Source organism: Citrobacter sp. R56, assembly GCF_016811995.1.
Taxonomy (GTDB): Bacteria; Pseudomonadota; Gammaproteobacteria; order Enterobacterales; family Enterobacteriaceae; genus Citrobacter_D; species Citrobacter_D enshiensis.
This window is the reverse complement of record NZ_CP069159.1, coordinates 2,797,302-2,823,205: the sequence shown is the minus strand read 5'-3', so window position 1 is coordinate 2,823,205 and position 25,904 is coordinate 2,797,302. Positions and strand designations below refer to the sequence as shown.

Annotated in this window: 20 protein-coding genes and 1 pseudogene; 17 read left to right on the top strand and 4 right to left on the bottom strand. The window is 54.9% G+C overall.

What is annotated here, in order from left to right:
- The first annotated feature begins 30 nt into the window (after window positions 1–30).
- The 6 genes from JM656_RS13460 to agp all read left to right on the top strand — a co-directional run bounded on the left by JM656_RS13460 (window position 31) and on the right by agp (window position 6,179).
- A complete protein-coding gene (locus tag JM656_RS13460) occupies window positions 31–1,917 on the top strand; it encodes a protein-disulfide reductase DsbD (RefSeq protein WP_203358225.1) in 1,887 nt (628 codons plus the stop codon).
- Window positions 1,914–2,537 carry a DsbA family protein gene (locus tag JM656_RS13455; RefSeq protein ID WP_203358224.1) on the top strand — a complete coding sequence of 208 codons (624 nt, stop codon included), beginning with the start codon at window positions 1,914–1,916 and terminating at the stop codon, window positions 2,535–2,537. Before JM656_RS13460 ends, JM656_RS13455 begins: the two co-directional genes overlap by 4 nt.
- On the top strand, window positions 2,527–3,033 hold the full coding sequence (locus tag JM656_RS13450; protein WP_203358223.1) for a protein disulfide oxidoreductase: 507 nt from the start codon (window positions 2,527–2,529) through the stop codon (window positions 3,031–3,033). Before JM656_RS13455 ends, JM656_RS13450 begins: the two co-directional genes overlap by 11 nt.
- Window positions 3,034–3,191: 158 nt before the next feature.
- Complete coding sequence (locus JM656_RS13445; RefSeq protein ID WP_203358222.1) at window positions 3,192–3,947, top strand: sulfite exporter TauE/SafE family protein; 756 nt, start codon at window positions 3,192–3,194, stop codon at window positions 3,945–3,947.
- 192 nt (window positions 3,948–4,139) lie between these two features.
- Window positions 4,140–4,850 carry a helix-turn-helix transcriptional regulator gene (locus tag JM656_RS13440; protein WP_238929149.1) on the top strand — a complete coding sequence of 237 codons (711 nt, stop codon included), beginning with the start codon at window positions 4,140–4,142 and terminating at the stop codon, window positions 4,848–4,850.
- Between the two features lie 87 nt (window positions 4,851–4,937).
- Window positions 4,938–6,179, top strand: a complete 1,242-nt coding sequence (agp, locus tag JM656_RS13435) for a bifunctional glucose-1-phosphatase/inositol phosphatase (RefSeq protein WP_203358221.1) — start codon at window positions 4,938–4,940, stop codon at window positions 6,177–6,179.
- Between the two features lie 36 nt (window positions 6,180–6,215).
- Here agp and JM656_RS13430 read toward each other — a convergent pair whose 3' ends face one another.
- The gene (locus tag JM656_RS13430; RefSeq protein WP_203358220.1) at window positions 6,216–6,443 is read right to left on the bottom strand and encodes a YccJ family protein; all 228 of its coding nucleotides are present in this window, start codon (window positions 6,441–6,443) and stop codon (window positions 6,216–6,218) included.
- A 20-nt stretch (window positions 6,444–6,463) separates the two neighbouring features.
- Window positions 6,464–7,060 (bottom strand): NAD(P)H:quinone oxidoreductase, encoded by a 597-nt coding sequence (gene wrbA, locus JM656_RS13425; RefSeq protein WP_203358219.1) that lies wholly within the window; start codon window positions 7,058–7,060, stop codon window positions 6,464–6,466.
- Between the two features lie 385 nt (window positions 7,061–7,445).
- Between wrbA and JM656_RS13420 the strand changes: the two genes are divergently transcribed.
- The 3 genes from JM656_RS13420 to rutR all read left to right on the top strand — a co-directional run bounded on the left by JM656_RS13420 (window position 7,446) and on the right by rutR (window position 9,418).
- Window positions 7,446–7,619 carry a general stress protein gene (locus tag JM656_RS13420; protein ID WP_012132907.1) on the top strand — a complete coding sequence of 58 codons (174 nt, stop codon included), beginning with the start codon at window positions 7,446–7,448 and terminating at the stop codon, window positions 7,617–7,619.
- A 154-nt stretch (window positions 7,620–7,773) separates the two neighbouring features.
- Window positions 7,774–8,709 carry a DMT family transporter gene (locus tag JM656_RS13415; protein ID WP_203358218.1) on the top strand — a complete coding sequence of 312 codons (936 nt, stop codon included), beginning with the start codon at window positions 7,774–7,776 and terminating at the stop codon, window positions 8,707–8,709.
- Between the two features lie 70 nt (window positions 8,710–8,779).
- Entirely contained in the window at window positions 8,780–9,418 is a 639-nt protein-coding gene (gene rutR / locus JM656_RS13410) for an HTH-type transcriptional regulator RutR (protein ID WP_203358217.1), read from the top strand.
- Here the strand turns inward: rutR and JM656_RS13405 are convergent.
- Window positions 9,415–9,810 (bottom strand): lysozyme inhibitor LprI family protein, encoded by a 396-nt coding sequence (locus JM656_RS13405; protein ID WP_192611829.1) that lies wholly within the window; start codon window positions 9,808–9,810, stop codon window positions 9,415–9,417. The genes rutR and JM656_RS13405 overlap by 4 nt on opposite strands.
- A gap of 59 nt (window positions 9,811–9,869) precedes the next feature.
- Complete coding sequence (gene putA / locus JM656_RS13400; RefSeq protein WP_203358216.1) at window positions 9,870–13,832, bottom strand: trifunctional transcriptional regulator/proline dehydrogenase/L-glutamate gamma-semialdehyde dehydrogenase; 3,963 nt, start codon at window positions 13,830–13,832, stop codon at window positions 9,870–9,872.
- Between the two features lie 420 nt (window positions 13,833–14,252).
- On the opposite strand from putA, the gene putP reads away from it, so the two are divergent.
- The 8 genes and pseudogenes from putP (at window position 14,253) to JM656_RS13355 (ending at window position 25,895) form a co-directional block, all read left to right on the top strand.
- Complete coding sequence (putP, locus tag JM656_RS13395) at window positions 14,253–15,761, top strand: sodium/proline symporter PutP (RefSeq protein ID WP_192611831.1); 1,509 nt, start codon at window positions 14,253–14,255, stop codon at window positions 15,759–15,761.
- A 270-nt stretch (window positions 15,762–16,031) separates the two neighbouring features.
- Window positions 16,032–16,865, top strand: coding sequence for an iron uptake transporter permease EfeU (efeU, locus tag JM656_RS13390; RefSeq protein ID WP_203358215.1), 834 nt, complete (start codon window positions 16,032–16,034; stop codon window positions 16,863–16,865).
- Between the two features lie 57 nt (window positions 16,866–16,922).
- On the top strand, window positions 16,923–18,050 hold the full coding sequence (efeO, locus tag JM656_RS13385) for an iron uptake system protein EfeO (RefSeq protein WP_203358214.1): 1,128 nt from the start codon (window positions 16,923–16,925) through the stop codon (window positions 18,048–18,050).
- 5 nt (window positions 18,051–18,055) lie between these two features.
- Window positions 18,056–19,339 (top strand): iron uptake transporter deferrochelatase/peroxidase subunit, encoded by a 1,284-nt coding sequence (gene efeB / locus JM656_RS13380; protein ID WP_203358213.1) that lies wholly within the window; start codon window positions 18,056–18,058, stop codon window positions 19,337–19,339.
- A 517-nt stretch (window positions 19,340–19,856) separates the two neighbouring features.
- Window positions 19,857–20,645: a phosphate starvation-inducible protein PhoH gene (gene phoH, locus JM656_RS13375; protein WP_203358212.1), complete on the top strand. Its 789-nt coding sequence runs from the start codon at window positions 19,857–19,859 to the stop codon at window positions 20,643–20,645.
- A 114-nt stretch (window positions 20,646–20,759) separates the two neighbouring features.
- Window positions 20,760–21,053 (top strand): annotated as a pseudogene (locus JM656_RS22330) (integrase); the annotation flags it as partial.
- Window positions 21,054–21,499: 446 nt separating this feature from the next.
- Window positions 21,500–25,447, top strand: a complete 3,948-nt coding sequence (locus tag JM656_RS13360; protein ID WP_203358209.1) for an RHS repeat-associated core domain-containing protein — start codon at window positions 21,500–21,502, stop codon at window positions 25,445–25,447.
- Window positions 25,448–25,475: 28 nt separating this feature from the next.
- Window positions 25,476–25,895 carry a hypothetical protein gene (locus JM656_RS13355; RefSeq protein ID WP_238929147.1) on the top strand — a complete coding sequence of 140 codons (420 nt, stop codon included), beginning with the start codon at window positions 25,476–25,478 and terminating at the stop codon, window positions 25,893–25,895.
- The last annotated feature ends 9 nt before the right edge of the window (window positions 25,896–25,904 follow it).

The window sequence follows — 25,904 nt, the reverse complement described above, 5'->3', positions numbered from 1 at the left end:
CGGTAAGTTAATTATTCATGGAGAAAAAATATGATTCTTGTTTTCAGGCAGATGCTGTTCTGTCTGTTATTGCTATGGCTGCCCATATCCTGGGCGGCAGACGACGGCTGGCTGCGTTCACCAGAGAATGACCATGCCCGTGTGCAACTGCGTGCCGATACCACCACGCAGGGCGAAACCCGGTTGTTGCTGGAGGTAAAGCTGGAAAACGGCTGGAAGACCTACTGGCGCTCGCCCGGGGAGGGAGGGGTTGCTCCTGCGATTACCTGGAAGGGGGAGATGCCCGACGTCGACTGGTTCTGGCCAACGCCTTCGCGTTTTGAGGTGGCGAATCTGACCACTCAGGGGTATCACGACCAGGTCAGCTTCCCGTTGGTGATTCGGGGAAAAGCGCCGGAGAAAATCGAGGGCATTCTGACGCTTTCGACGTGCAGCAACGTTTGTTTGCTGACCGATTATGCGTTTTCCGTGTCACCGTCCCACCAGGATGCGACCTTTGCGCATGACTTTGCCCAGGCGATGGGGCGAGTCCCTCTGTCTCAGGGACTGACCGATTCCATTACCGTTGGCGCGCGCGCCGGGGAGCTGGTGGTTGAAGCCGAGCGTGCGGGAGGCTGGTCAACCCCTGGGTTATATCTCGATACGGTCGATGACGCGGAAATCGGTAAACCTCAATTCCAGATTGCGGGGACGACATTACAGGCGACGATCCCTGTCCGCGATAGCTGGGGAGAGGGGGCTCCTGATCTCCGCGGTAAGACAGTCACGCTGGTATTGGCCAATGAAGGAATCGCGCAGGAGAGTACGCTCTCGGTGGGTAGCGCCCCTGCGCCAGTGACAGAAAGCGCAGCCTTGCCGCTCTGGCAAGTGGTTCTGATGGCGTTACTGGGGGGGCTAATTCTCAATTTGATGCCCTGCGTGTTGCCCGTGCTGGGGATGAAACTCGGCTCCGTATTGCTGGTGGAGGAGAAAAACCGACAACAGGTGCGGCGGCAATTCCTCGCGTCGGTGGCGGGAATTATCACCTCTTTCATGGCGCTGGCGCTGCTGATGACCGTGCTGCGGTTGACGAATCAGGCGCTCGGCTGGGGTATTCAGTTCCAGAATCCGTGGTTTATTGGCGTCATGGTGGTGGTGATGCTGACCTTCAGCGCGAGCCTGTTTGGACTGTTTGAATTCCGGCTTCCTTCGGCAATGACAACCCGGCTGGCGACTCAGGGCGGGAACGGGATGTCCGGCCACTTCTGGCAGGGGGCGTTTGCCACTCTGCTGGCGACGCCGTGTAGCGCGCCGTTCCTCGGTACCGCTGTGGCGGTGGCGCTGACCGCATCGCTTCCGACGCTGTGGGGACTGTTTCTCGCGCTTGGATTAGGGATGAGCGTGCCGTGGTTGCTGGTCGCGCTGCGCCCCGGCCTGGCGCTGAGTTTGCCCCGTCCCGGTCGCTGGATGAACGGGCTACGACGCCTGCTGGGTTTGATGATGCTGGGATCCGCAATCTGGCTGGCAACGCTTCTGCTGCCGCATTTGGGATTCTCCACTCCCGCTCCGGCAAAAGAGAGCGTGGTCTGGCAGCCCCTGAGCGAGCAGGCCATTCAGCAGGCGCTGGCACAAAACAAACGAGTGTTTATCGACGTCACCGCCGACTGGTGCATCACCTGCAAGGTCAATAAATACAACGTATTGCAGAAAGAGGCGGTGCAGAAGGCGCTGCAACAGCAGGATGTTGTCGCCCTGCGCGGCGACTGGACGCTGCCTTCCGCTGAGCTGTCTGATTTTCTGAAAAAACGTGGCCGCGTCGCCGTGCCCTTTAACCAAATTTATGGCCCCGGAATACCGGAAGGTCAGGCGTTACCCACCTTACTGACTCAGGACATGGTCCTGCAAACGCTGGTAAACGCAAAAGGAGTTATGCCATGAAATACCTGATTGTTCTGTTCTTCACCCTGTTTTCTGGTCTGAGTCTGGCGCAAGAGGCGGCACCGTTTACCCCAGAGCAGGAAAAACAGATCGAAGCGCTGATTCAGGAAGCGTTATTTAACGATCCTGCCAGTCCGCGCATTGGCGCGAAAAAGGCGACGCTGACGCTCATCAACTTTACGGACTACAACTGCCCTTACTGCAAACAGCTTGATCCGATGCTGGAAAAGATTGTGCAGAAATACCCTCAGGTTGCAGTGGTGATTAAGCCTTTGCCTTTTAAGGGGGAAAGCTCGGTCCTGTCGGCGCGAACGGCACTGACGACCTGGCGCGAACATCCTGCACAGTTCCAGGCGCTGCATGAAAAACTAATGCAGAAACGGGGGTATCACACCGCCGCCAGCATTGCCCAGGCGCAGGAAAAATCCGGTGCGACAGCGGTGACGCTGGATGAAAAAAGCAATGAGACCTTGAGCACCAACCTGCAACTTGCCCGGCTGGTGGGGGTTCAGGGGACGCCCGCGACCATCATCGGGGATGAAATGATCCCTGGCGCCGTGCCCTGGGAGACGCTGGAAGAGGTCGTCAAAGAGAAACTGGCGGCGGCCAATGGTCAGTAAGTTACGGCGCTGGCTGCGTGAAGGGCTCATCTTGCTGGCGCTGCTGGTTGTCGTCACGGTGCTGGTCGATGCCTGGCGTGCGCCACAGGTCCCGCCCTCTTTTGACAGCACGCCGCTGCAAACGGTGGACGGGGAAACCGTCACCCTGGGGAAACTCAGCGAAGAGAAACCGGTCTTGCTCTATTTTTGGGCAAGCTGGTGCGGCGTGTGTCGTTTCACGACCCCAGACGTCGCGCGGCTTCACCAGGAAGGGGTAAACGTGATGACCATTGCGCTACGCTCTGGTAGCGAGTCCGACGTCTCCCGCTGGCTGACGCGCAAAAATGTCACTTTCCCCGTGATCAATGATGCGAGCGGCGAGATATCCCGACGCTGGGAAATCAGCGTAACGCCGACGCTGGTGATCGTCTCAAAGGGGGAGGTAGTGTCTACCACCAGCGGCTGGACCAGCTACTGGGGGATGAAACTTCGACTCTGGTGGGCTAACGCGTTCTGAAACTGTGCCGGGGAAACCCGGCATTTTTCCGTGCCTGCCGCCTTTCAGCCAGACTCTTCAACGGCTCATCCCCGGAAGCCATATTTCGCTCCCCAACGAAGCAAGCCCTGAGAATAACGGACAACATCGCGTATCGGCTTTTTTCGGGAGGACAACGTATGGTCGTATTCTGGGAGTCTGGGCTTTACCTGATGTTGATGATTACCGCTACCTTTGTGCTGGCGGGGATGGTGAAAGGCGTCACCGGTATGGGGCTTCCCACCGTAGCGATGGGGATCTTGGGGGCGCTGGTCTCCCCGGTCGCCGCCGCCGCGATGCTGCTGTTACCTTCACTGATCAGCAATCTGTTTCAGTTCGGCGGTGGCGGCAATACCCGGACACTGCTGAAACGTCTCTGGCCGATGCTTTCGATGGTCGTCGTCGCCACATTGCTTGCCAGCGTCTGGATTGCAGGCGGCGACACCCGGCGTACTCAACTGGCGCTTGGCATCGCGCTGATTCTTTACGCGCTGTGGACGCTGGCCGGGAAACGAATCCGGGTCGATCCGCAACGTGAAAAACCGGTCTCGATGATGGTGGGGGTAGTGACAGGGTTGCTGACCGGTGGCACCGGTGTTTTCGTGATGCCCGCGGTGCCGTGGATCCAGTCCCTCGGCTTTGAGAAAGAGGAGCTGGTACAGGCGTTGGGCATCTCTTTCACCTTCTCGACGCTGGCATTAGCGCTCGGCTTGTGGTGGCACGGCGCGCTGCCGGTTCAGTCGGTCACTTTATCTGCATTCGCCATTATTCCCGCGCTCGTCGGTCAGTGGATCGGCACCCGTGTGCGCCGGGTGATATCACCGTTAGTGTTTAAACGCTGCTTTTTACTCTGCCTGATGGGGTTGGGGCTTGAAATGATACTTCGTGCAGTATAAGCGCCATCGTGACTTTGCGGGGATTCCGTGCCAGGGTCAATGCAGATTATCCGGGTTAATGAGTCACACCGTTTACATAAGCCAATGAATGAGGGGAAACACCGGGATTTGGTTCCCGGAGGGAGGCCAAACCCGGTGGTCGACCCGAATATTCCGGTCTTAAACGCACGGTGTCAGGTTAAAAAGGATCGTATGACGTTGTTTATTTCAGAAAATGAAGAGGAGTTCGAACTCGAGTCAAGGATGGCGCTGACCGCTGCGGTGATGGCGGATAAATCGCGCTCACGCATGTTGAGCGCCTTAATGGATGGGCGCGCGTGGACGGCGACGGAACTCAGCGCGGTGGCGGATGTTTCGGCCTCCACCGCCAGCGCGCATCTGTCGCGCTTATGTGAGCAGCGATTTGTTATCTCGCTGGCTCAGGGGCGACATCGCTATTTTCGCCTGGCAAGCAACGAGATCGCGCAATTACTGGAACGGTTAATGGGGGTGGCGTGGGCCTCTTCCACATCCCGTAAAATTTCTACGCCGCTCCGGTTACGCCATGCCCGCACCTGCTATGACCATCTTGCCGGAGAAATCGCCGTCATGCTTTTTGACACCCTGATTTCCCGACAATGGATAACGACAGAGGGCGATGCGTTAACGCCGCTGGGACAGGACAAACTCGCCGAAATAGGCATTGAGGTCGGCGCTGGCGTGTCGCGCAGAAAGCGGTGCTGCGGCTGTCTGGACTGGAGCGAACGGCGCTACCACACCGGGGGGGTACTCGGCGCCGCCCTGTTGACCCATTTCGAGCAACAGCGATGGATCACAACCACGACCGGTAGCCGCCAGGTCACCTTTACGCCGTTGGGTATCCGCAAACTCCAGATTCATTTTGGCATTACCGCGCTGCGGTAAATCTTCCGTTTTGCGAAAGCGTTCCCGGAAAAATGTCATATTTCTGTCACACTTAGAAAAATTTGATAACAACAAGAGGTTGTAGGGATGAATAGAACGTTACTCGCGACAAGTGTGGCAGGGCTTTTATTGGTGTCTGGTTTCGCGCAGGCGCAGACCACGCCGGAAGGTTATCAACTGCAACAAGTGTTAATGATGAGCCGACATAACCTGCGCGCGCCGTTGGCCAATAATGGCAGCGTCCTTGAACAATCTACGCCAAATAAGTGGCCTGAATGGGATGTACCAGGCGGTCAGCTCACCACCAAAGGTGGAATACTGGAAGTGTATATGGGCCACTATATGCGCGAGTGGCTGGCAGAGCAGGGGATGGTGAAGTCAGGCGAATGCCCGGCGCCGGATGCGGTCTACACCTATGCTAACAGCCTGCAACGCACGGTGGCGACGGCGCAGTTCTTTATCACCGGGGCATTCCCGGGGTGCGACATTCCTGTACACCATCAGGAAAAAATGGGCACCATGGACCCGACCTTTAATCCGGTGATCACCGATGATTCCGCGGCGTTTAGCGAGAAGGCGGTTCTCGCGATGGAGAAAGAGCGCAGCCAGATGCATCTTAATGAGAGCTATCAGTTGCTGGAGCAGATGACGAACTACAAAGACTCGCCGTCCTGCAAAGAAAAACAGCAGTGCTCGCTTCTCGACGCCAAAGACAGTTTTAGCGCGAAATACCAACAAGAACCTGGCGTGTCAGGTCCATTGAAGGTGGGGAATTCGCTGGTCGATGCCTTTACGCTGCAGTATTACGAAGGGTTCCCAATGGATCAGGTGGCCTGGGGCGAGATTAAAACCGACCAGCAATGGAAAGTGCTGTCGAAACTGAAAAACGGTTATCAGGATAGCCTGTTTACCTCGGGCGAGGTGGCGCGTAATGTGGCCCAACCGCTGGTGAAATACATTGATAAAGCACTGGTGAGCGAGCGCAGCAGCGCGCCGAAAATCACCGTACTGGTCGGTCATGACTCAAACATCGCGTCGCTATTGACCGCACTGGATTTCAAACCGTATCAGTTACATAACCAGAATGAGCGTACGCCGATTGGCGGTAAGATCGTGTTCCAGCGCTGGCATGACAGTAAAGCCAATCGCGATCTGATGAAAATCGAGTATGTGTACCAGAGTTCGCAGCAGTTGCGTAATGCGGAAGTTCTGACGCTAAAATCACCGGCGCAGCGTGTGACGCTGGAGCTTAAAGGGTGCCAGATAGATTCGAATGGATTCTGCCCGATTGACAAGTTTGATCGTGTACTGAACGACGCGGCAAACTAACGGAAAGGCTCCCCCGTGTGAACGGGGGAGTGCGTGCTACACGTTTTTACGATCGATGGTTTGCTCGCCCCAATAGAGCGAATCTTTATCTGTTTTCGTGAAGGCTTTGACTAATACTTCATCGCTGCCTTCTTCCCAAATCTTTTCCGCCAGTTTTTCGTCGTACTGGGCGACTTCAAAAATGGCCTCGGCTATTTCTCGTGACGTATTACGCAGACTTGCCCATTCGCCGACGCGATGAGCTTTCGCTTCTTGAGTTGGCATTCGAATCCTCCTGTTGAAGATTAGCCGTTAAGTTTTACTGCCAGGCCCGCGACATATTCGCCCTGGTAGCGCGCAATAGAGAGTTCCTGTTGGCTTGGCTGTCGTGAGCCGTCACCGCCTGCAATCGTGGTCGCGCCATACGGCGTTCCCCCGCGAACCTGTGAAACGTCAAACAATTCCGGTGCGGCATAACCGATAGGAACAATCACCATGCCGTGATGCGCCAGGGTGGTCCAGGTCGATGTAATGGTTTGTTCCTGGCCGCCGCCGGTTCCGGTTGAACTAAAGACACTGGCGAGTTTGCCGTAGAGCGCGCCGGAAGCCCACAGTCCGCCGGTTTGATCCAGGAAGGTGCGCATTTGGCCGGACATGTTGCCAAAACGCGTGGGGGTGCCAAAAATAATCGCGTCGTATTCTGGCAGCTCTTGCGGGGTTGCGATGGGTGTGTTCTGCGTTTTACCCCCGGCTTTTGCGAAGATGTCAGGCTGCATGGTTTCTGGTACGCGCTTAACGACAACCTCAGCGCCTTGTACCTTGCTTGCCCCTTCAGCCACCGCATGCGCCATGGTTTCAATGTGTCCGTACATGGAATAATAAAGCACCAGAACTTTTGCCATTTTGCACTACTCCTCGGTTTTATCGTCTCCGTAGCGATTCGCTACCTCCATTTAAAGATATGACGTACTGAGGAGAGTGCAAATTTCACAACCATTCTTTTGATTTATAACAACATTTATACAACCACTCTTTGACGCAAAATGATACATTTTTAACCATGTGACTTTTTTTAGTCATAAGAAAGGCTTATTGATTTCTGTGGGGAATTATTTCTTTTATTCCGGTGATCCTGTTGCAGGATATTACGGTTTACTGGCTGATAAGGGGATTTTCACTAAGCTTAGTTCCACGCAGCGAAAATGATGGCGATGTCCATCTGTTGTGTGAGGAGTCACTCCTCGGTACCTATGCAGTATGATGTCTAATCAATGACGGAGGTCAGTAATGGCAAACCATCGGGGCGGTTCCGGCAACTTTGCGGAAGACCGTGAAAGAGCATCAGAAGCAGGCCGTAAAGGTGGCCAGCACAGCGGGGGGAACTTCAAGAACGATCCGCAACGTGCATCAGAAGCAGGCAAAAAAGGGGGCAAAAGTAGTCACGGCAACCGTAACAGCTAGCCTGTCTGAATCTTCCAGGGCGTTGGGTGCAGGTGAAACTCACACGCCATGAGACCACCGCCGCCGGATATTCCGGCGGTTTTTTTTGGTCCGCAAGGTTGAACTGTAACAAAACGCAACGCAGACTAAAGGGATTCTGCTCATCAGGTGTCCCATGTCACGACGTTCAGGTTACTCCTTCTCTATAAAGCCCCAGGAAGCCATCCTCATCATCATCACGATGTTTTGGGGAGGTACCTTTCTGGCTGTGCAATATGCCGTCACCCAGAGCGGGCCGTTTTTCTTTGTCGGTATTCGTTTTGCGACGGCGGCGCTGGCCGTGGCATTGCTGTCACTGCGCACATTGCGCGGGTTAACCTGGCTGGAATGTAAAGCAGGTGTGGCGATCGGTGTCTCGATAGCGCTCGGCTATAGCCTGCAAACCTGGGGGTTACAGTACATCCCCAGCAGCAAATCTGCCTTTATCACCGCGATGTATGTGCCGCTGGTGCCCTTATTACAATGGCTTTGTCTGGGGCGGATGCCGGGGTTGATGCCCTGTGTGGGCATTGTGCTGGCGTTCATCGGACTGATTTTTCTTGCGGGTCCGGGTGATAACTTACTGGCGCTGGGCGAAGGCGAGTTGATTACGCTTGCCAGTGCGGTGGCGATTGCGGCTGAAATTATTCTGATCAGCGCATGGGCGGGGAAAGTGGATGTCCGTCGGGTGACGGTGGTGCAACTGGTAACAGCATCGCTGGTGGCGTTCATCGCCATGGCTCCGGCCGGGGAGTCGGTCCCGCCGATGTCCACCGGATTGCTGGTGGTTACCCTCGGACTGGGCATCTTCAGTGCGATTATCCAGGTGACGATGAACTGGGCGCAGCGCAGCGTTTCGCCAACGCGGGCAACGGTCATTTATACCGGTGAACCGGTATGGGCAGGGATTTTTGGCCGCATTGCCGGAGAGCGTTTACCGTTACTGGCGCTGTTGGGCGCGGTATTTATTATTGCTGGTGTGTTGGTCAGTGAATTGAAGTTGAAGCGGAAAACAGCGTCAGTGGAGCACCCCGCTGACGACGCGTCGCAGGTGCCATCGGACCCTCAGTAAGCAAAACCAATCCTGGGTTAACCCCCGCAAGATTTGTTATGCTCATCGCAAATAAAAAAGGAGAGGGCGCATGGCACAAAGCGCAGTCAAAAAACCAGGTAAACGTTCACAGGCCGTTAGCGCAAAACGCCAGGCCATTCTCAACGCCGCATTAAACACCTTTTCCCAGTACGGTATTCATGGCACTCGGCTTGAGCAGGTCGCTGAACTGGCAGGCGTATCCAAAACCAATCTTCTCTATTATTACCCGTCAAAAGAGGCGCTGTATGTGGCGGTACTGCGCCAGATCCTCGATATCTGGCTGGCACCGCTGAAGGCGTTTCGTGAGGATTTTGCGCCGCTGGCGGCGATCAAAGAGTACATTCGCCTGAAGCTGGAGGTTTCCCGTGATTACCCGCAGGCCTCAAGGTTGTTTTGCATGGAGATGCTGGCGGGAGCGCCGTTGCTGATGGAAGAGTTAACGGGCGATCTGAAGGCGCTGATTGACGAGAAATCCGCGTTGATCGCAGGCTGGATCGACAGCGGCAAGCTTGCGCCTGTCGATCCGCACCATCTTATCTTTATGATTTGGGCTTCAACGCAGCATTACGCGGATTTTGCCCCTCAGGTGGAAGCCGTGACGGGCGCAACGCTGCGTGATGAAGCCTTTTTTAACCAAACGGTCGAGAGCGTTCAGCGGATGATCATTGAAGGCATTCGCGTGCGTTAACCTGCGGGCGGCAGCGGGCAGCTTAAATCACCTTCTTCACACTGGAGCAGTGAGGCTAAAAACGCGTCGCGCTCTGCGGTTTTGTCTGCCAGACACTGACTGGCGATCATTGACTGTGCGCTACCGCCTTCCGTACCGGAGCTGAGTAATGCGCAATCGGCATCTCTGAGCGCAATCCACGCGCTCTGTGCTTTTTTCAGCAATTCACGCTGTGGCGGCGCGGCGCGGGTCAGCGCATTCTGCCAGGTCTCATTGAGTTTTTTATCGGCTGCCTGAAATTGTGCGGCGGCGCAGGTGTTCATTTCGGTTTGTGTGCTGGCGTTCGCGCAGTCATCGGCCAGTGCCTGACTGCTCAACAGCAGCGCAGCACACGTCAGTAAAATTCGGTTCATGCTTCCCTCTGGCTCCATAAAAAAAGGCTCCGTTACCGGAGCCTTAATTAACCACAGCCTTAGCCAATTGTCATCAGGCTGGCGTTACCTCCGGCAGCTGCGGTGTTAACGCTGAGGGAACGTTCAATGTACAGCCGCTCCAGCAGAATGTTGGTTTCACCACGGGCAAATCCCTGTACAGAAACGATGGCCCCTTCGCGTGCGGCAACGGCTTCGCACAGGGCGCGCAGCTGATCGGAGTCGCCGTGGAAGATAACCGCATCGAACGGTTGCGACGTCAGCCCATCGCGTTTCGCAAACTGAATACGCTTTGAAACGGCGGCAGGCAGGCGTTTTGCCAGTTCACGATGGGCGCTATCATCCGGCCACAAAATCAGACTTCCGACCGACATCACGGCGGCAACCTGAACCAGGGCATCCTGCTCGTCTTCCGCCAGACATAACACACGCTCCCTTGGTAGCAGCGTCCAGGTGTTACGTTCCCCGGTGGGGCCTGGCAGTACGCGTTGAGTCCCGGACTGGCTGAGCTCGCTGAACTGCTGGCAGAGCGTGCGCAGCGCCGGGCTGGCTTCCGCCCATTGGGTTAATGCCACCAGCGGCTGAATCAGCACGGTTTTTACCTGGGTATCGACAGCGTAACTGGCATCATGACGCGCCAGTGTCGTTCCCAGCGCTTTCTCCGGACGGTGCGCCAACAGGCGATACAGGTACAGCGGGCCACCCGCTTTGGGTCCGGTTCCGGATAACCCTTCGCCGCCAAACGGCTGAACGCCGACCACGGCGCCGACCATGTTGCGGTTAACGTACAGGTTACCCACGTGTGCCGAGCCGGTGACCTGGGCGATGGTTTCATCGATACGGGTATGTACGCCGAGCGTCAGCCCGTATCCGGACGCGTTAATTTGTTCGATCAACGCATCCAGATTGTTACGGTTGTAGCGCACCACGTGGAGAACCGGTCCGAACACCTCTTTTTGCAACTCGTCGAAGCTTTCCAGCTCAATCAACGTCGGTGCGATAAAGGTTCCGGACTGCCATTCGCGGGCATCGTCGCTGTTTTCACGGACGGCCTGGAACACCGGACGGCCTTTGGCGCGCATGGCCTGAATATGGCCTTCAATGTTGCTTTTCGCTTCCTGGTCGATAACCGGGCCGATGTCTGTGGTCAGGCGACCCGGATTGCCCATCCGGCATTCGGCCATCGCTCCACGCAGCATCTTCAGGGTATGTTCAGCGATGTCGTCCTGCAGACACAGTACGCGCAGAGCAGAGCAGCGCTGCCCGGCACTGTCAAACGCAGAGGCCAGCACATCCACCACCACCTGTTCGGTAAGGGCCGATGAATCGACGATCATGGCGTTCATTCCGCCGGTTTCCGCAATCAGCGGGATCGGGCGGCCCTGGGTATCCAGGCGTGTGGCGAGCGTGCGTTGTAATAATGTGGCGACTTCCGTCGAACCGGTAAACATCACGCCGCGTACACGGTTATCGGCGGTCAGTTGCGCACCTACCGTTTCCCCCCGACCTGGCAGCAACTGCACTACCCCGGCAGGTACGCCCGCTTCGCGCAGGATAGCAATCCCCTGCGCTGCAATCAGCGGCGTCTGTTCTGCCGGTTTTGCCAGCACACTGTTGCCTGCCGCCAGCGCGGCGGCGACCTGCCCGGTGAAAATCGCCAGCGGGAAGTTCCACGGGCTGATGCAGACCACCGGACCTAATGGACGGTGTGTTTCGTTGTCGAAATCATCGCGTACCTGGCCTGCGTAATAGTGCAGGAAGTCCACGGCTTCACGCACTTCGGCAATGGCGTTACTGAAGGTTTTACCGGCTTCGCGCACCAGGATGCCAATCAGCTGCTGCATCTGACTTTCCATCAACACGGCGGCGCGTTGCAAAATTGCGGCGCGCTCCTGCGGCGGGGTGGCAAACCAGATCGGGGCGCTATCTACCGCGCTTTGTAGCGCTTGCTCGACTTCGCCTGGGCTTGCTTCGCGCACGAAACCGACGGTATCTTTTGGCTCCGCAGGGTTAATCACGGGTGCCATTTCCCCGTCAGCAACCGGCTGTTCCAGCATCGGTTTCGCCTGCCATTTTTGCAGGGCGCTGTTGAGCAGCGCAGAGGAGAGAGAGGCCAGGCGGTGTTCGTTGGCCAGATCCAGACCGCCGGAGTTCTCCCGACCATGACCATAGAGGTCACGAGGCAGTGCAATTTTCGGGTGCGGCAGGCCAGCCTGTCCTTCCTGTTGCGCCAGTTTCTCGACGGCTTCTACGGGATCGGCCACCAGTTCATCCAGCGGTAACGTGGCGTCGGCAATGCGGTTAACAAAAGAGGTATTAGCCCCGTTTTCCAGCAGGCGGCGTACCAGGTAGGCCAGTAGCGTTTCATGCGTGCCGACCGGTGCATAAATACGGCAAGGACGGTTGAGTTTGCCGTCGGCAACTTTACCGGTGACCTGCTCATACAGCGGTTCGCCCATGCCATGCAGACACTGGAACTCATACTGACCCGGATAGTAGTTTTGCCCGGCCAGTTGATAAATCGCCGCCAGCGTGTGGGCGTTGTGGGTGGCGAACTGCGGATAAATCAGGTTCGGCACGCCAAGCAGTTTCTTCGCACAGGCAAGGTAAGAAACATCGGTGTACACCTTGCGGGTATACACCGGATACCCTTCCAGGCCGTCCATCTGCGCGCGTTTGATTTCGCTATCCCAGTAGGCGCCTTTCACCAGACGGATCATCAGGCGGCGGCGAGAACGAGTCGCCAGGTCTATCAGATAATCAATTACGAACGGGCAGCGTTTCTGGTAGGCCTGGATAACAAAGCCAATACCGTTCCAGCCGGCCAGTTCCGGTTCAAAACAGAGTTTTTCCAGCAGGTCGAGTGAGATCTCCAGACGATCGGCTTCTTCGGCATCGATGTTGATACCGATATCGTACTGGCGCGCCAGCAGGGTCAGCGATTTCAGGCGCGGGTACAGCTCTTCCATGACGCGGTCATACTGCGCGCGGCTATAGCGCGGGTGCAGAGCCGAGAGCTTGATGGAGATGCCTGGGCCTTCGTAAATACCACGACCGTTAGAGGCTTTACCAATGGCGTGGATCGCCTGCTGATAGGAAACCATATAGGCCTGGGCGTCCACCGCGGTCAGCGCGGCTTCACCCAGCATGTCGTAGGAGTAACGGAAACCTTTATCTTCCAGCTTGCGGGCATTGGCCAGCGCTTCTGCAATGGTCTCTCCGGTGACGAACTGTTCGCCCATCAGGCGCATCGCCATATCCACACCTTTGCGGATCAGCGGCTCGCCGCTCTTGCCGATAATCCGGTTCAGCGAGCGGGAGAGATTGGCTTCGTTATGCGTTGACACTAGCTTACCGGTGAACAGCAGGCCCCAGGTCGCCGCGTTAACAAACAGCGACGGACTGCGACCAATGTGTGACTGCCAGTTGCCATTACTGATTTTGTCGCGGATCAGCGCATCGCGCGTGGCCTTATCGGGAATACGCAGCAGCGCTTCCGCCAGACACATCAACGCCACCCCTTCCTGAGAAGAGAGAGAGAATTCCTGCAACAGGCTCTGAACCATGCCGGCACGACCGCTGGCCGTTTTCTGGTTACGGAGTTTTTCCGCCAGCTGCCAGGCAAGTTTATGTGCCTGTTCTGCAATAGGTTGCGGCAGGCGGGCCTGCTCCATCAGCATCGCGACGGCATCGGTTTCGGCGCGACGGTATGCGCTGGTAATGGCGGCACGTGAAACCGACTGGGGCAGTATGTGCTCGGCAAATTCGAGGAAAGGCTGGTGGATTTCATCCTGCTGCGCGACGGATTCTTCGCTTTCATTTGCCGCACCGGCCAGCAGCGCGGGAAGCTCTGGCAACGCGTCATTGTTTTCCAGTTTTTCCAGATAATTAAAAATTGCCTGCTTGATGAGCCAGTGTGGGGTGCGATCGATACGTATTGCTGCTGATTTAATACGTTCGCGCGTCGCGTCATCCAACTTAACCCCCATCGTGGTGGTTCCCATGCCGTGTGCTCCTGTTGTTCTGGTAAGTAGTACTAATGGTTATCGAGAAATATCTACTATGTTGCAACTTTGTGCAACCTTGTTAAGTGTGATGTGGCTTGCAAGCTCAAAAATGAATTAATTGTTAAATGTTGGGCGGGTGTTCTTTATTCGGGAAATAAAAAGTGAATTATTTTCTCTGCGGTAGTTAACACTTTTTAAAGGTGCAACCGTGAAAAATGTGAGAGAGTGCAACCTATAGAAAAATGGTATGCCGCTGATTAAAAAATTGATGTAAATGGTGTGTTAAATCGATTGTGAAAGACCACCGCTTCCGGCAGGATACGGGCGCCATGGTAAACATACACACCACTGCTACGTTCCGGCAGGGGATAAACGGCAAGTATCGATATTGTCGATAAATGATTCTGGAGATTTTTGATGGCTATTAGCACACCGATGCTGGTGACATTTTGTGTCTATATTTTGGGCATGATATTGATTGGGTTTATTGCATGGCGTTCAACGAAGAACTTTGATGATTATATTCTGGGTGGCCGTAGCCTCGGGCCATTTGTGACCGCATTGTCGGCGGGTGCGTCGGATATGAGTGGCTGGCTGCTGATGGGACTGCCAGGCGCGATTTTCATTTCAGGCATTTCAGAAAGCTGGATTGCCATTGGCCTGACATTAGGCGCGTGGATCAACTGGAAGCTGGTGGCGGGCCGTCTGCGCGTGCATACCGAATACAACAATAATGCGTTAACCCTGCCGGACTACTTCACCGGACGTTTTGAAGACAACAGCCGCATTCTGCGTATTATCTCTGCGGTGGTTATTCTGCTGTTTTTCACCATCTATTGTGCTTCAGGCATCGTGGCGGGCGCGCGTCTGTTTGAGAGCACCTTCGGCATGAGCTATGAAACGGCGCTGTGGGCAGGGGCGGCAGCGACCATCCTTTACACCTTTATTGGCGGTTTTCTCGCGGTAAGCTGGACCGACACCGTTCAGGCCAGCCTGATGATTTTTGCGCTGATCCTGACGCCGGTAATGGTCATCATCGCCGTGGGGGGGTTTGGTGACTCGCTGGAGGTTATCAAACAAAAGAGCATTGAGAATGTGGATATGCTCAAAGGGCTGAATTTTGTCGCCATTATCTCCCTGATGGGCTGGGGGCTGGGTTACTTCGGTCAGCCACACATCCTGGCGCGCTTTATGGCGGCGGACTCTCACCACAGCATCGTGCATGCGCGTCGTATCAGTATGACCTGGATGATCCTGTGTCTGGCGGGGGCGGTGGCTGTCGGCTTCTTCGGTATCGCTTACTTCAACGATAATCCGGCACTGGCAGGGGCAGTTAACCAGAACTCTGAGCGCGTCTTCATCGAACTGGCGCAAATTCTGTTCAACCCGTGGATTGCCGGTATTTTGCTGTCTGCCATTCTGGCCGCGGTGATGTCGACCCTCAGCTGCCAACTGCTGGTGTGCTCCAGTGCGATTACCGAAGATCTGTACAAAGCTTTCCTGCGCAAAGGGGCCAGTCAGCAAGAGCTGGTATGGGTAGGGCGCCTGATGGTGCTGGTGGTGGCGCTGGTGTCTATCGCGCTGGCTGCTAACCCTGAGAACCGGGTTCTTGGCCTGGTGAGCTACGCCTGGGCCGGTTTTGGCGCGGCATTTGGTCCGGTGGTCCTGTTCTCTGTGATGTGGTCGCGAATGACCCGCAACGGCGCGCTGGCCGGAATGATCATTGGTGCCGTGACGGTCATTGTCTGGAAACAGTTCGCCTGGCTGGGCCTGTATGAAATCATTCCAGGTTTTATTTTCGGTAGCCTGGGGATTGTGGTCTTCAGTTTGCTGGACAAAGCGCCGTCTGCCGCTATGCAGGCACGCTTTGCGAAAGCGGATGCCCACTATCACTCGGCACCGCCGTCGCGTCTGCAGGAGCAGTAACAGAGCCTGAAGGCATCGAATTGCTGGCCGGATAAGACGCTTACGCGTGGTCATCCGGCAAAAACACTCTCCAGCCCGCCGCGTGCGGGCTTTTTCGTCTCAGCATTCTCTAAAGTATTAATAACCATTAATTAGCTAGCTATTTACATTCACTCATCATAATCAAAACATTCTGCTTGAGTTTTCTTTCTCTGTAATGATAATCACTATCACTGTAATTTACTTTTCTTTGCATCAGTTGACTGAGAATAACGTTTAAGGGTTCCCGGCATGTTTGTTCCGTTTCTAATTATGTTACGCGAAGGGTTAGAAGCTGCGCTGATTGTGAGTTTGATCGCCAGCTATCTGAAGCGTACCCAGCGTGGTCGCTGGATTGGTGTGATGTGGATTGGGGTGATATTGGCGGCGGGATTGTGCCTGGCGTTAGGGGTCTTCATCAATGAAACCACGGGTGAATTTCCGCAGAAGGAACAAGAGCTGTTTGAAGGCATTGTGGCAGTCATTGCCGTGGTGATCCTGACCTGGATGGTGTTCTGGATGCGCAAAGTGTCGCGCAACGTCAAAGTACAACTGGAGCAGACTGTCGACACCGCATTGCAGCGGGGAAATCATCACGGCTGGGCGTTGGTCATGATGGTCTTCTTCGCCGTTGCCCGTGAAGGACTGGAATCGGTGTTCTTCCTGTTGGCTGCGTTTCAACAGGACGTTGGGTTCTGGCCGCCGCTGGGCGCGATGCTGGGGCTGGCAACCGCAGTGGTGCTCGGTTTCTTACTGTATTGGGGTGGGATCCGCCTTAATCTTGGCGCTTTTTTCAAATGGACCAGCCTGTTCATTTTGCTGGTTGCGGCCGGGCTTGCTGCCGGTGCGATCCGCGCGTTTCACGAAGCGGGACTGTGGAACCACTTCCAGGATGTGGCATTTGATATGAGCAGTATCCTCTCTACGCACTCGCTGTTTGGAACGCTGCTGGAGGGGATTTTTGGCTATCAGGAAGCACCCAGCGTGAGTGAAGTCGCGGTCTGGTTTATCTATCTGATTCCGGCGTTGGTGCTGTTTGCGCTGCCGCCTCGTGCAGGTACGACGGCGTCTCGTACAGCACCCTGAAAAAATGTGGCGCAGAAAACTACTTAGTTACAACATACTTATTTAAAGGGATGAGTCATGACGATTAACTTCCGCCGTAACGCGCTGCAGTTGGGTATTGCTGCGCTGTTCGCCTCCGCTTTTACTGCTCATGCAGCTGATATTCCACAGGTTAAAGTCACCGTTAATGATAAACAGTGTGAACCGATGACCCTGACAGTGAATGCCGGGAAAACGCAGTTCATTATTCTGAACCACAGCCAGAAAGCGCTGGAGTGGGAAATCCTCAAAGGCGTGATGGTGGTGGAAGAACGCGAAAACATCGCCCCAGGTTTCAGTCAGAAAATGACCGTAAATCTGCAACCGGGTGAATATGACATGACCTGCGGTCTGCTGACCAACCCGAAAGGGAAGCTGATCGTGAAAGGCAGCGCAACGGCAGAGGCGGCGCAAAGCGATGCATTATTGAGTCTGAGTGGCGCGATTACTGAGTATAAAGCGTATGTCACGGCAGAGACCGCACAACTGGTGACCGGCACAAAAGCGTTTACCGATGCCATTAAAGCGGGTGATATCGAGAAAGCAAAATCACTGTATGCGCCAACGCGTCAGCATTACGAGCGTATTGAACCAATCGCAGAACTCTTCTCTGATCTTGATGGCAGTATCGATGCGCGTGAAGATGATTACGAACAGAAAGCGGCGGATCCGAAATTTACCGGCTTCCACCGTCTGGAAAAAGCCCTGTTCGGCGACAACAGTACGAAAGGCATGGAAAAATATGCCGACCAACTTTATACCGACGTAGTTGATCTGCAAACACGTATCAGCGAGTTGGCTTTCCCGCCGTCAAAAGTGGTGGGTGGCGCGGCTGCTCTGATTGAAGAAGTGGCGGCCAGCAAAATCAGCGGTGAAGAAGAACGCTATAGCCGAACTGACCTGTGGGACTTCCAGGCAAACGTCGATGGCGCGCAAAAAATCGTCAACCTTCTGCGCCCGCAGCTCCAAAAATCCAATGCGGAATTGCTGGCGAAAGTGGATGCCAACTTTAAGAAAGTGGATGCCATCCTGGCGAAATATCGCACCAAAGACGGGTTTGAAACCTATGACAAGCTGACCGATGCCGATCGTAACGCCCTGAAAGGGCCAATCACGACGCTGGCGGAAGATTTGTCTCAATTGCGCGGCGTACTGGGTCTGGATTAAGCACCATGCAGCAAGATAATGAAAACGGCGTGAGCGAACCGTCGCGCCGACGTTTACTGAAAGGGATGGGGGCATTGGGCGGCGCGCTGGCGCTGGCGGGGGGCTGCCCGGTGGCCCATGCTCAAAAACCGCAAAGTGCGCCGGGGACCTTGTCGCCGGCTGCCCGCAGCGAAACACAACCCTTCTACGGCGAACATCAGGCGGGTATTCTCACGCCCCAGCAGGCCTCTATGGTGCTGGTGGCCTTTGACATTCTGGCCAGTGATAAAACGGATCTCGAACGTCTGTTTCGCCTGTTGACGCGCCGTATCGCCTTCCTGACGACGGGAGGGCCAGCGCCTGAAACGCCAAATTCTCGCTTGCCGCCTATGGATTCAGGGATCCTCGGCGCCTGGATCGCACCTGATAATCTGACCATGACGCTCTCGGTGGGGCACGCGTTGTTCGATGAGCGCTATGGATTACAGGCTCAGATGCCGAAAAAACTGCAGAAAATGACGCGCTTTCCGAATGATTCACTGGATGCGGGCTTATGCCACGGGGATCTGCTGTTACAGATTTGCGCCAATACCCAGGATACGGTGATACATGCGTTGCGTGACATTATTAAGCACACGCCGGATCTCCTGAGCGTGCGCTGGAAGCGGGAAGGATTTATCTCCGATCACGCTGCACGCAGTAAGGGAAAAGAGACGCCGGTCAATCTACTGGGCTTTAAAGATGGCACCGCCAATCCCGACAGCTCAGACGCCAGGCTGATGCAGGATGTGGTGTGGGTGACCGCAGAACAAGGGGAACCTGCGTGGGCGACAGGGGGCAGTTATCAGGCCGTCCGGCTGATTCAGTTCCGCGTCGAGTTCTGGGACAGGACGCCGCTGAAAGAGCAGCAGACCATTTTTGGCCGCGATAAACAGACCGGGGCGCCGCTGGGCATGCAGCACGAGCATGATGTGCCGGATTACGCCAGCGACCCGGAAGGGAATGTGATTGCGCTGGATAGCCATATTCGACTGGCGAATCCGCGCACGGCAGAAACCCAATCCAGCCTGATGATGCGCCGTGGCTACAGTTACTCGCTCGGCGTGACCAATTCGGGGCAACTGGATATGGGACTGCTGTTCGTCTGTTATCAGCACGATCTGGAAAAAGGCTTCTTGGCCGTGCAAAAACGGCTGAATGGTGAAGCGCTTGAGGAGTACGTTAAGCCAATAGGCGGCGGCTACTTCTTCGCACTCCCCGGCGTAAAAAACGCCGACCGCTATCTGGGGCAATCCCTGCTGGAAGCCTGATCGTCAGCCCCGCTTTTCCTGCGGGGCTTCACTCTCATCCTCATGAATGAAAATATTATTTTTTGATCTAACCCATCTTCTGAAATAATTTTGTCATATCCCTGTAAGAGACTACTGTCAGAACAAAGAGAATTTTTCGTTAATGTAAAGTAAAAATGTTGTTGCGTTAATGATCGATTCTGATGTAATTATACGTATGAGCGGTAGTTCCCGGCAGTGATGGTCATTCACTATGGAGATCGCGAATGGTAAGGTCCTCAACTGGACATGCTTTTCACAGTAACCGCAGTACCTTACGCGGAAGTTTCTCCTCCGGTAGCCCACTCGTCACCCCTAAATTTCTCTCACTTCTTCTTAGCATTGTTACTGACGCCGTATACGGTGCGCGTAGCCGTGTGTGGTGTCTTTTTAGAAGGCAAGCTATGGCTTACAAGGAAGCCAACCCTCAGATGTGTGTGCGCATAATCGTGCTGCCAGCGGCACGTGTGATGTATACCTACAACTCAAGGTGCTATCCATGGGAAGACAAAAAGCAGTGATCAAAGCTCGTCGTGAAGCAAAGCGTGTGCTGAGACGGGATTCGCGTAGCCACAAACAACGTGAAGAAGAGTCGGTCACCTCGCTTGTGCAGATGAGCGGCGTAGAAGCAATTGGCATGGCGCGCGACAGCCGCGACGCAACACCAATTGCTGCGCGAAATGAGGCTCAGGCGCAGTACCTGAATGCCATTGAGAGTAAACAGCTGATCTTCGCTACGGGTGAAGCCGGATGTGGTAAAACCTGGATCAGCGCGGCAAAAGCAGCAGAGGCCCTGATACATAAAGATGTAGAAAGGATCATTGTCACCCGTCCAGTCCTGCAGGCCGACGAAGATCTCGGCTTCTTGCCTGGAGATGTATCTGAGAAATTCGCGCCTTATTTTCGCCCGGTCTACGATGTGCTGGTGAAACGTCTGGGTGCGTCTTTTATGCAGTACTGCCTGCGACCTGAGATTGGTAAGGTGGAAATCGCGCCGTTCGCTTATATGCGCGGACGTACATTTGAAAACGCAGTTGTCATTCTCGACGAGGCTCAGAATGTGACTGCAGCGCAGATGAAAATGTTTTTAACTCGCCTCGGGGAGAACGTCACGGTGATCGTGAATGGTGATATTACCCAATGCGATTTACCCGCTCACGTTCAGTCAGGGCTCAGTGACGCGTTAGCGCGTTTTGAAGAAGATGAGATGGTCGGGATTATCCGATTCAACAAAGACGATTGCGTACGTTCAGCGCTCTGCCAACGCACGCTTAATGCATACAGCTAGCGGTAGTGTGATCTCATAGCCCGGGAAACCGGGCTTTGTTTTTAGCCGTGTTCGTATTTGCGGCTATCTCACCGGGAAAATTGACTCTACTGAAAAGCGCTTCAAAGCGGAGGGCTGACGCTGTGCCTGTTTATCCGCTCCATAAAACAGCGTTTCGCCCGCTGGATCGATATTGATTTTCGAAACAAAATCTGGACTATCCCCGCCACCCACGAAACCATCGGTAAAGTGTTTTTTCAGGTCTTGGCGCAATTGCTACCCCTGCATATCGTGCCGCTCTCCCACCAGCCGATAGCCATTCTGAAACAGATACAGGAGATTACTGGTCATCTGGAACTGGTGTTTCCTGGCGACTATAACCCGTACAAAACGATGAACGAATACACCACCAACTGGGCGTTGCGTATGTACATAAAGCGGAACTGCTTGAGGTATGCGGTGGTGATCGGATTGTCTCTATAAATGCTGCGAGGGGGATACAGCAACCTATATTTATATGCGGCAGCTTAAGGCGGCCTGAACCAGTAACAGTGAGAGTCAGCAATAAACTGATATAACGATGGATTAAGATCGACAGGCAGTTTTACCGGAAGTCGGCACTGAATATAATAATATTGCAGATTAAATATAATTACGTCATGAATACTGAAGGAGTATTTATTTTATCCAAAAATATATTGAGTGCTACACAGTTAACTTTTATTAAATATTCTTCTTATTAACCTGCCCCATTGATATTCGTCAAAAAAGTAAACTCTAAAGGAGAGTATCCGTTTTATACAGGAACAGTATTTATCATTCTGACCAGTGCAGTCAGTTATGGACAGATGCGCCACAATAAAAGGATATCAGCAATGAGTGGAAAACCCGCGAGCCGGATAAGCGACGGCGTGGCGAACGGTCAGATTGTGCAGGGTTCGCTGACCGTTCTGATAGGCAGTCAGGGCGGCATTGCCTGTTCTGTGTGCCCGGACGGCGTCACCGAAGGCGACCCGGTTAACCCCGTTCTCGGTGCCAAAGTCCTGCCCAATGAAGTGGATGTCGCGCTGCCCGGTCCGGTGCCCTTTGTTATCAGCCGCAGCTATTCCAGTTACCGGACCCCGACACCGGCCCCTGTGGGGTTATTCGGCCCCGGCTGGAACCAGGCGGCGGAAGTCAGCCTGCTGGTGAAGGCGGATACGCTTATCCTCAACGACGATAAAGGTCGCAGCATCACCTTCGACCCGCTCAGCGCAGGCGAACTGACCTACAGCCGCAGTGAGAAATTATGGATAGTCCGCGGCGGGGCCGCAGTCCTGGAAGGCGGGCAGTCAGACGTACTGCAACCGCTGTGGCAGACGCTCCCGGAAGAGGCACGACATCACCCTGAGCTGTACTTTGTGACCAGCGACCCGCTGGGGCCCTGGTGGATATTCAGCCATGAAGGTGCGGTGCAGCCGGGCCGTCAGCTGCTGCAGATGCAGCGTGACCGCTTCGGGCGCAGCATGGTGCTGGAACGGGCGCAGGAGGGGGAGTTTACGGGGCGCATCACTGGCGTCACCGACGGCAGTGGCCGGCATTACCGGCTGGTGCTGATACAGGCGGTTGCCGCCACGGAACAGGACAGCGGCGTCAGGCTGGCGGCCGTCTGGCTGGCGCGTGATGGCGGCGAGACGATACCGGAACAACCGCTGGCGCGCTACGGCTACAGCGCACACGGCGAACTGCTCAGCGTGTCTGACCGCAGCGGCACGGAGGTGCGCGCCTTTGCTTACCACCCGGGCTGTCCGGGGCGGATGAGCGGGCAGCGACATACCGGTCGCCCGGCGACGGCGTATGAGTACGACGATGAAGGCCGGGCGGTACGACAGCTAACCGAAGACGGCCAGGGACTGGACTATCACTTTGACTACCAGCCGGACAAAACCCTCGTCACCTACAGCGACGGCAGACAACGGACGTATCACACCGAAGGTGAAGGCGGCTTAAAGCGGGTGGTCAGAATCGACCACCCGGACGGCAGTCGCGTGGAGAAAAAGTACGATGCGAGCGGACGGCTGACCGCCATCATCGACCCGCTGGGCAGAAAGACCACCTGGGCACTGGATGTGGTCAGCGGCGCTGTCAGCAGCATCAAAGGGCCGGACGGAAAAGAAACCCGCTTCGATTATAACTGCCAGGGCCAGCTGACCACCATATTGTCCCCGGACGGCAGCGCCACCTGCAACGACTATGATTCTCTCGGGCGGATAACTGCACAGACGGCGGCAGACGGCAGCACCATCCGCTACCACTATGCCGGTGCCACAGACGAACAGCCGACAACAATCGAAGACGCTGCAGGTGGAAAAAGACACCTGCAGTGGAGCCGCTATGGCCAGCTTGTCCGTTATACCGACTGCAGCGGTTATAAAACTACTTACACGTATGACCCGTGGGGCAATCTGACCGAAACCCGCGGCGAGGAAGGCAGTCACCTTACGCATGAGTACGACGCACGCGGCAACCGGGTCAGCAGCACCGACGCTGAAGGGCGAACCACCCGTTACCGGTACAACCGTGCAGGTGACGTTACCTCTGTGATTCTTCCGGATGGCAGAGAACAGCTTCTGACCCGTGACAAACGCGGTCATCTCACCGAAACCCGTCAGGGCGGGCTGGTGAGGGAATACCATTACGACCTGGCGGGGCGGCTCACCGGTCTGACCAACGAGAACCGGCGTCCGTACCGCTTCAGCTATGACGTGATGGACCGGCTGACGGAGGAGGTGGCGTTTGATGGCAGAGCACAGCGCTACCGCTATGACGCGGCGGGCCGGCTGACCGGGCGGGATGACGGTGACATTCATCATCAGTACGACTATGACGACAGCGGACGTCTGAGTGCGCACCATTGCGAAACGGAAGACCGCCGCACGACAACCAACTACCGTTACAGTGATGCGGGGCAACTGACCGAAGTCAGGGACAACAACACCAGCGTCAGCTGGCGCTATAACGCGGGCGGGCACATCGCCGAAGAAGTGCAGACCGCATATAACGCCGACGGGGAGGCCATCTGGCAACACAAAACCGGCCACCGTTACGACGCACCGGGCAATGAACAGCAGACACAGTACGGCGCGCTGCCGCAGGCCGGCTGGCAGCGCTACGGCAGCGGGCATCTTATCGGCGTCAGCCTGGGCGGTCATGTCATGGTGGAGCTGGCGCGCGATAAGCTGCACCGGGAAGCGGAGCGGGTATTCGGGCCTTGCCGGGAGCAGCGGCGCTACACGGTAGCGGGCCAGCTGGCAGAAAAAGTGACCGGCAGTGAGTCACAGGACTACCGGTACGACATCCTGGGTCAGCTCACCGGCACCGGTGCAGAACGGCAGTATGGTTACGATGAACACGGACGTTTAATCAGCGCGGTACAGCCGGGTCTCAGCGCGGTGTACCGCTACGATCCGGCGGGCAACCGGGTGGACGGGGAAGGACGACAGCAGTTCGACAACCGTCCGGCAAAAGACGCCATCTGGCAGTATGAGTATGATGCGTGGGGCAACCTCATCAAAAAATACAACGAGCGGGAGAAGCATCTTTACACTTACGACCTGCTGCACCGCTTGACGGGCTACGAGAAACAGACCCCGGCGGGTGCCATCACCCGTGCGACCTACAGCTACGACCCGTACGGGCGGCGCATCAGCAAAACAATAAAACGCAATAACCAGAGCGACACCACGCGCTACGGCTGGGATGGGGACAGGCTGGTGCAGACGGAGAAAAACGGCCAGAAAATGTACACTCTCTACGAACCCGGCAGCTTTACGCCGCTGCTGAGGGTGGAAAGCGAGGGCGGAGACGAAGCGTATACCCCTCTGGCACAGAAGTTACAGCAGCACAGCCAGATACCGTTTACCGCGCAGGAGTATGAAGACATGGAGCGTCTGGAGGACGAACTGAGGACCGGAAACCTGTCGGAACGTAGCCGCAACTGGCTGGAATTTGCGAACATCCCAGCACAATTGATGGCGGCGCAGCTTGACCCGCTGCCGGTGGTGAATATCCGAAAAATTCATCTTTATCAGTGTGACCACCGTGGCGCGCCGGTGGCGCTGATCAACCAGGAGGGACAGACGGACTGGAAGGCTGAATTAGACCCGTGGGGAAATGTTCTTTCCGAAGACAATCCGAAGAAGATGGAGCAGACGCTGAGGCTGCCGGGCCAGTGGTATGACGAGGAGTCGGGGCTGCACTATAACCGGCACCGGTATTATGATCCGGCGCAGGGGATATATATCACGCAGGATCCGATAGGGCTGAGAGGAGGATGGAATCTATATCAGTATCCGCTGAATCCAATATTGAAAATTGATCCACTTGGATTAAGTGGTATTGATGATTTAGGTATCTGGCTCGGTCAACCGGGTATGAAAGAGGCGTATAATAATGCAGTTGCTCAATACGAGGATTCAATTCCTCAACCTACATCCATTTGGGAATTTACAGGGTGGAATGAGGATAAAGGGCGTAAGTTTGGGAATAGCTATGTAAATGTTAATGCGATGTGCAAAGATCAATTTGGTAACACCAAATCTGTTAATGCTCGGACCTTTCAAACAGGTCTGTTCTCTATTAATGAGATTGACGCTGGTAGAGGGGTACCGGATCCTAGTGAAAACGTTTCAAGTAAATCTGCACCTGTAAATACCATTGCAGACTGTATGGATGGTCTTGCAAAAGCTCATTCAAGGGCATTAACATGTGGCTCAAAGAGTGGTTATCGATGCTTTATGGATACTGGCGCAACGCCAGCGCTGGGTAAAAAATTGTGTGAATAATGACAGCTGAAATAAAGTGGAGAAACAGGTGAATAAAGTTTCTGAATTGCCTCCAGGAATAGGGTTGGCGGTTTCTTATGTTATTTGTGTGAATGTCTGTGTATTTACAAGAAACTCTTTTAAAATTATTGTATGGTATATTTTTGGTGACTCCTTTCAGAGCGGATGGTTAATAACTTTTTTAAACTTAATGTCTTGTTCCATAATGTTTTGGTGTGGTTGCCTTGCGGGTTATTTAATACATAAAAATTCTATTTTCCATGCTTCATTAGCCGTGGCTTTGGGTGTCATGTTTACTTATCTGCTTTCGGGAGTGAATTCTGATGAGTACATCTTGCTTCTTGAAAGTGTACTAACAGGCGCTGTTTTAGGGGGAATTGGGGGCGGATGTGCAGTGTTAGCAAGAAAATTCCGAAGTAAGGGAAATCCAACCCCTAACAAGAATTGAGCAAGACTT

Excerpts from the sequence above, each read along its gene's own strand:
- efeB (WP_203358213.1), top strand. The coding sequence starts at position 18,056 with ATGCAGCAAGATAATGAAAACGGCGTGAGCGAACCGTCGCGCCGACGT.
- agp (WP_203358221.1), top strand. The coding sequence starts at position 4,938 with ATGAATAGAACGTTACTCGCGACAAGTGTGGCAGGGCTTTTATTGGTG.
- JM656_RS13445 (WP_203358222.1), top strand. The coding sequence starts at position 3,192 with ATGGTCGTATTCTGGGAGTCTGGGCTTTACCTGATGTTGATGATTACC.
- JM656_RS13440 (WP_238929149.1), top strand. The coding sequence starts at position 4,140 with ATGACGTTGTTTATTTCAGAAAATGAAGAGGAGTTCGAACTCGAGTCA.
- efeO (WP_203358214.1), top strand. The coding sequence starts at position 16,923 with ATGACGATTAACTTCCGCCGTAACGCGCTGCAGTTGGGTATTGCTGCG.
- JM656_RS13455 (WP_203358224.1), top strand. The coding sequence starts at position 1,914 with ATGAAATACCTGATTGTTCTGTTCTTCACCCTGTTTTCTGGTCTGAGT.
- putP (WP_192611831.1), top strand. The coding sequence starts at position 14,253 with ATGGCTATTAGCACACCGATGCTGGTGACATTTTGTGTCTATATTTTG.
- phoH (WP_203358212.1), top strand. The coding sequence starts at position 19,857 with ATGGGAAGACAAAAAGCAGTGATCAAAGCTCGTCGTGAAGCAAAGCGT.
- JM656_RS13360 (WP_203358209.1), top strand. The coding sequence starts at position 21,500 with ATGAGTGGAAAACCCGCGAGCCGGATAAGCGACGGCGTGGCGAACGGT.
- JM656_RS13460 (WP_203358225.1), top strand. The coding sequence starts at position 31 with ATGATTCTTGTTTTCAGGCAGATGCTGTTCTGTCTGTTATTGCTATGG.
- efeU (WP_203358215.1), top strand. The coding sequence starts at position 16,032 with ATGTTTGTTCCGTTTCTAATTATGTTACGCGAAGGGTTAGAAGCTGCG.
- JM656_RS13420 (WP_012132907.1), top strand. The coding sequence starts at position 7,446 with ATGGCAAACCATCGGGGCGGTTCCGGCAACTTTGCGGAAGACCGTGAA.
- JM656_RS13430 (WP_203358220.1), bottom strand. The coding sequence starts at position 6,443 with ATGCCAACTCAAGAAGCGAAAGCTCATCGCGTCGGCGAATGGGCAAGT.
- JM656_RS13450 (WP_203358223.1), top strand. The coding sequence starts at position 2,527 with ATGGTCAGTAAGTTACGGCGCTGGCTGCGTGAAGGGCTCATCTTGCTG.
- rutR (WP_203358217.1), top strand. The coding sequence starts at position 8,780 with ATGGCACAAAGCGCAGTCAAAAAACCAGGTAAACGTTCACAGGCCGTT.
- JM656_RS13405 (WP_192611829.1), bottom strand. The coding sequence starts at position 9,810 with ATGAACCGAATTTTACTGACGTGTGCTGCGCTGCTGTTGAGCAGTCAG.
- putA (WP_203358216.1), bottom strand. The coding sequence starts at position 13,832 with ATGGGAACCACCACGATGGGGGTTAAGTTGGATGACGCGACGCGCGAA.
- JM656_RS13415 (WP_203358218.1), top strand. The coding sequence starts at position 7,774 with ATGTCACGACGTTCAGGTTACTCCTTCTCTATAAAGCCCCAGGAAGCC.
- wrbA (WP_203358219.1), bottom strand. The coding sequence starts at position 7,060 with ATGGCAAAAGTTCTGGTGCTTTATTATTCCATGTACGGACACATTGAA.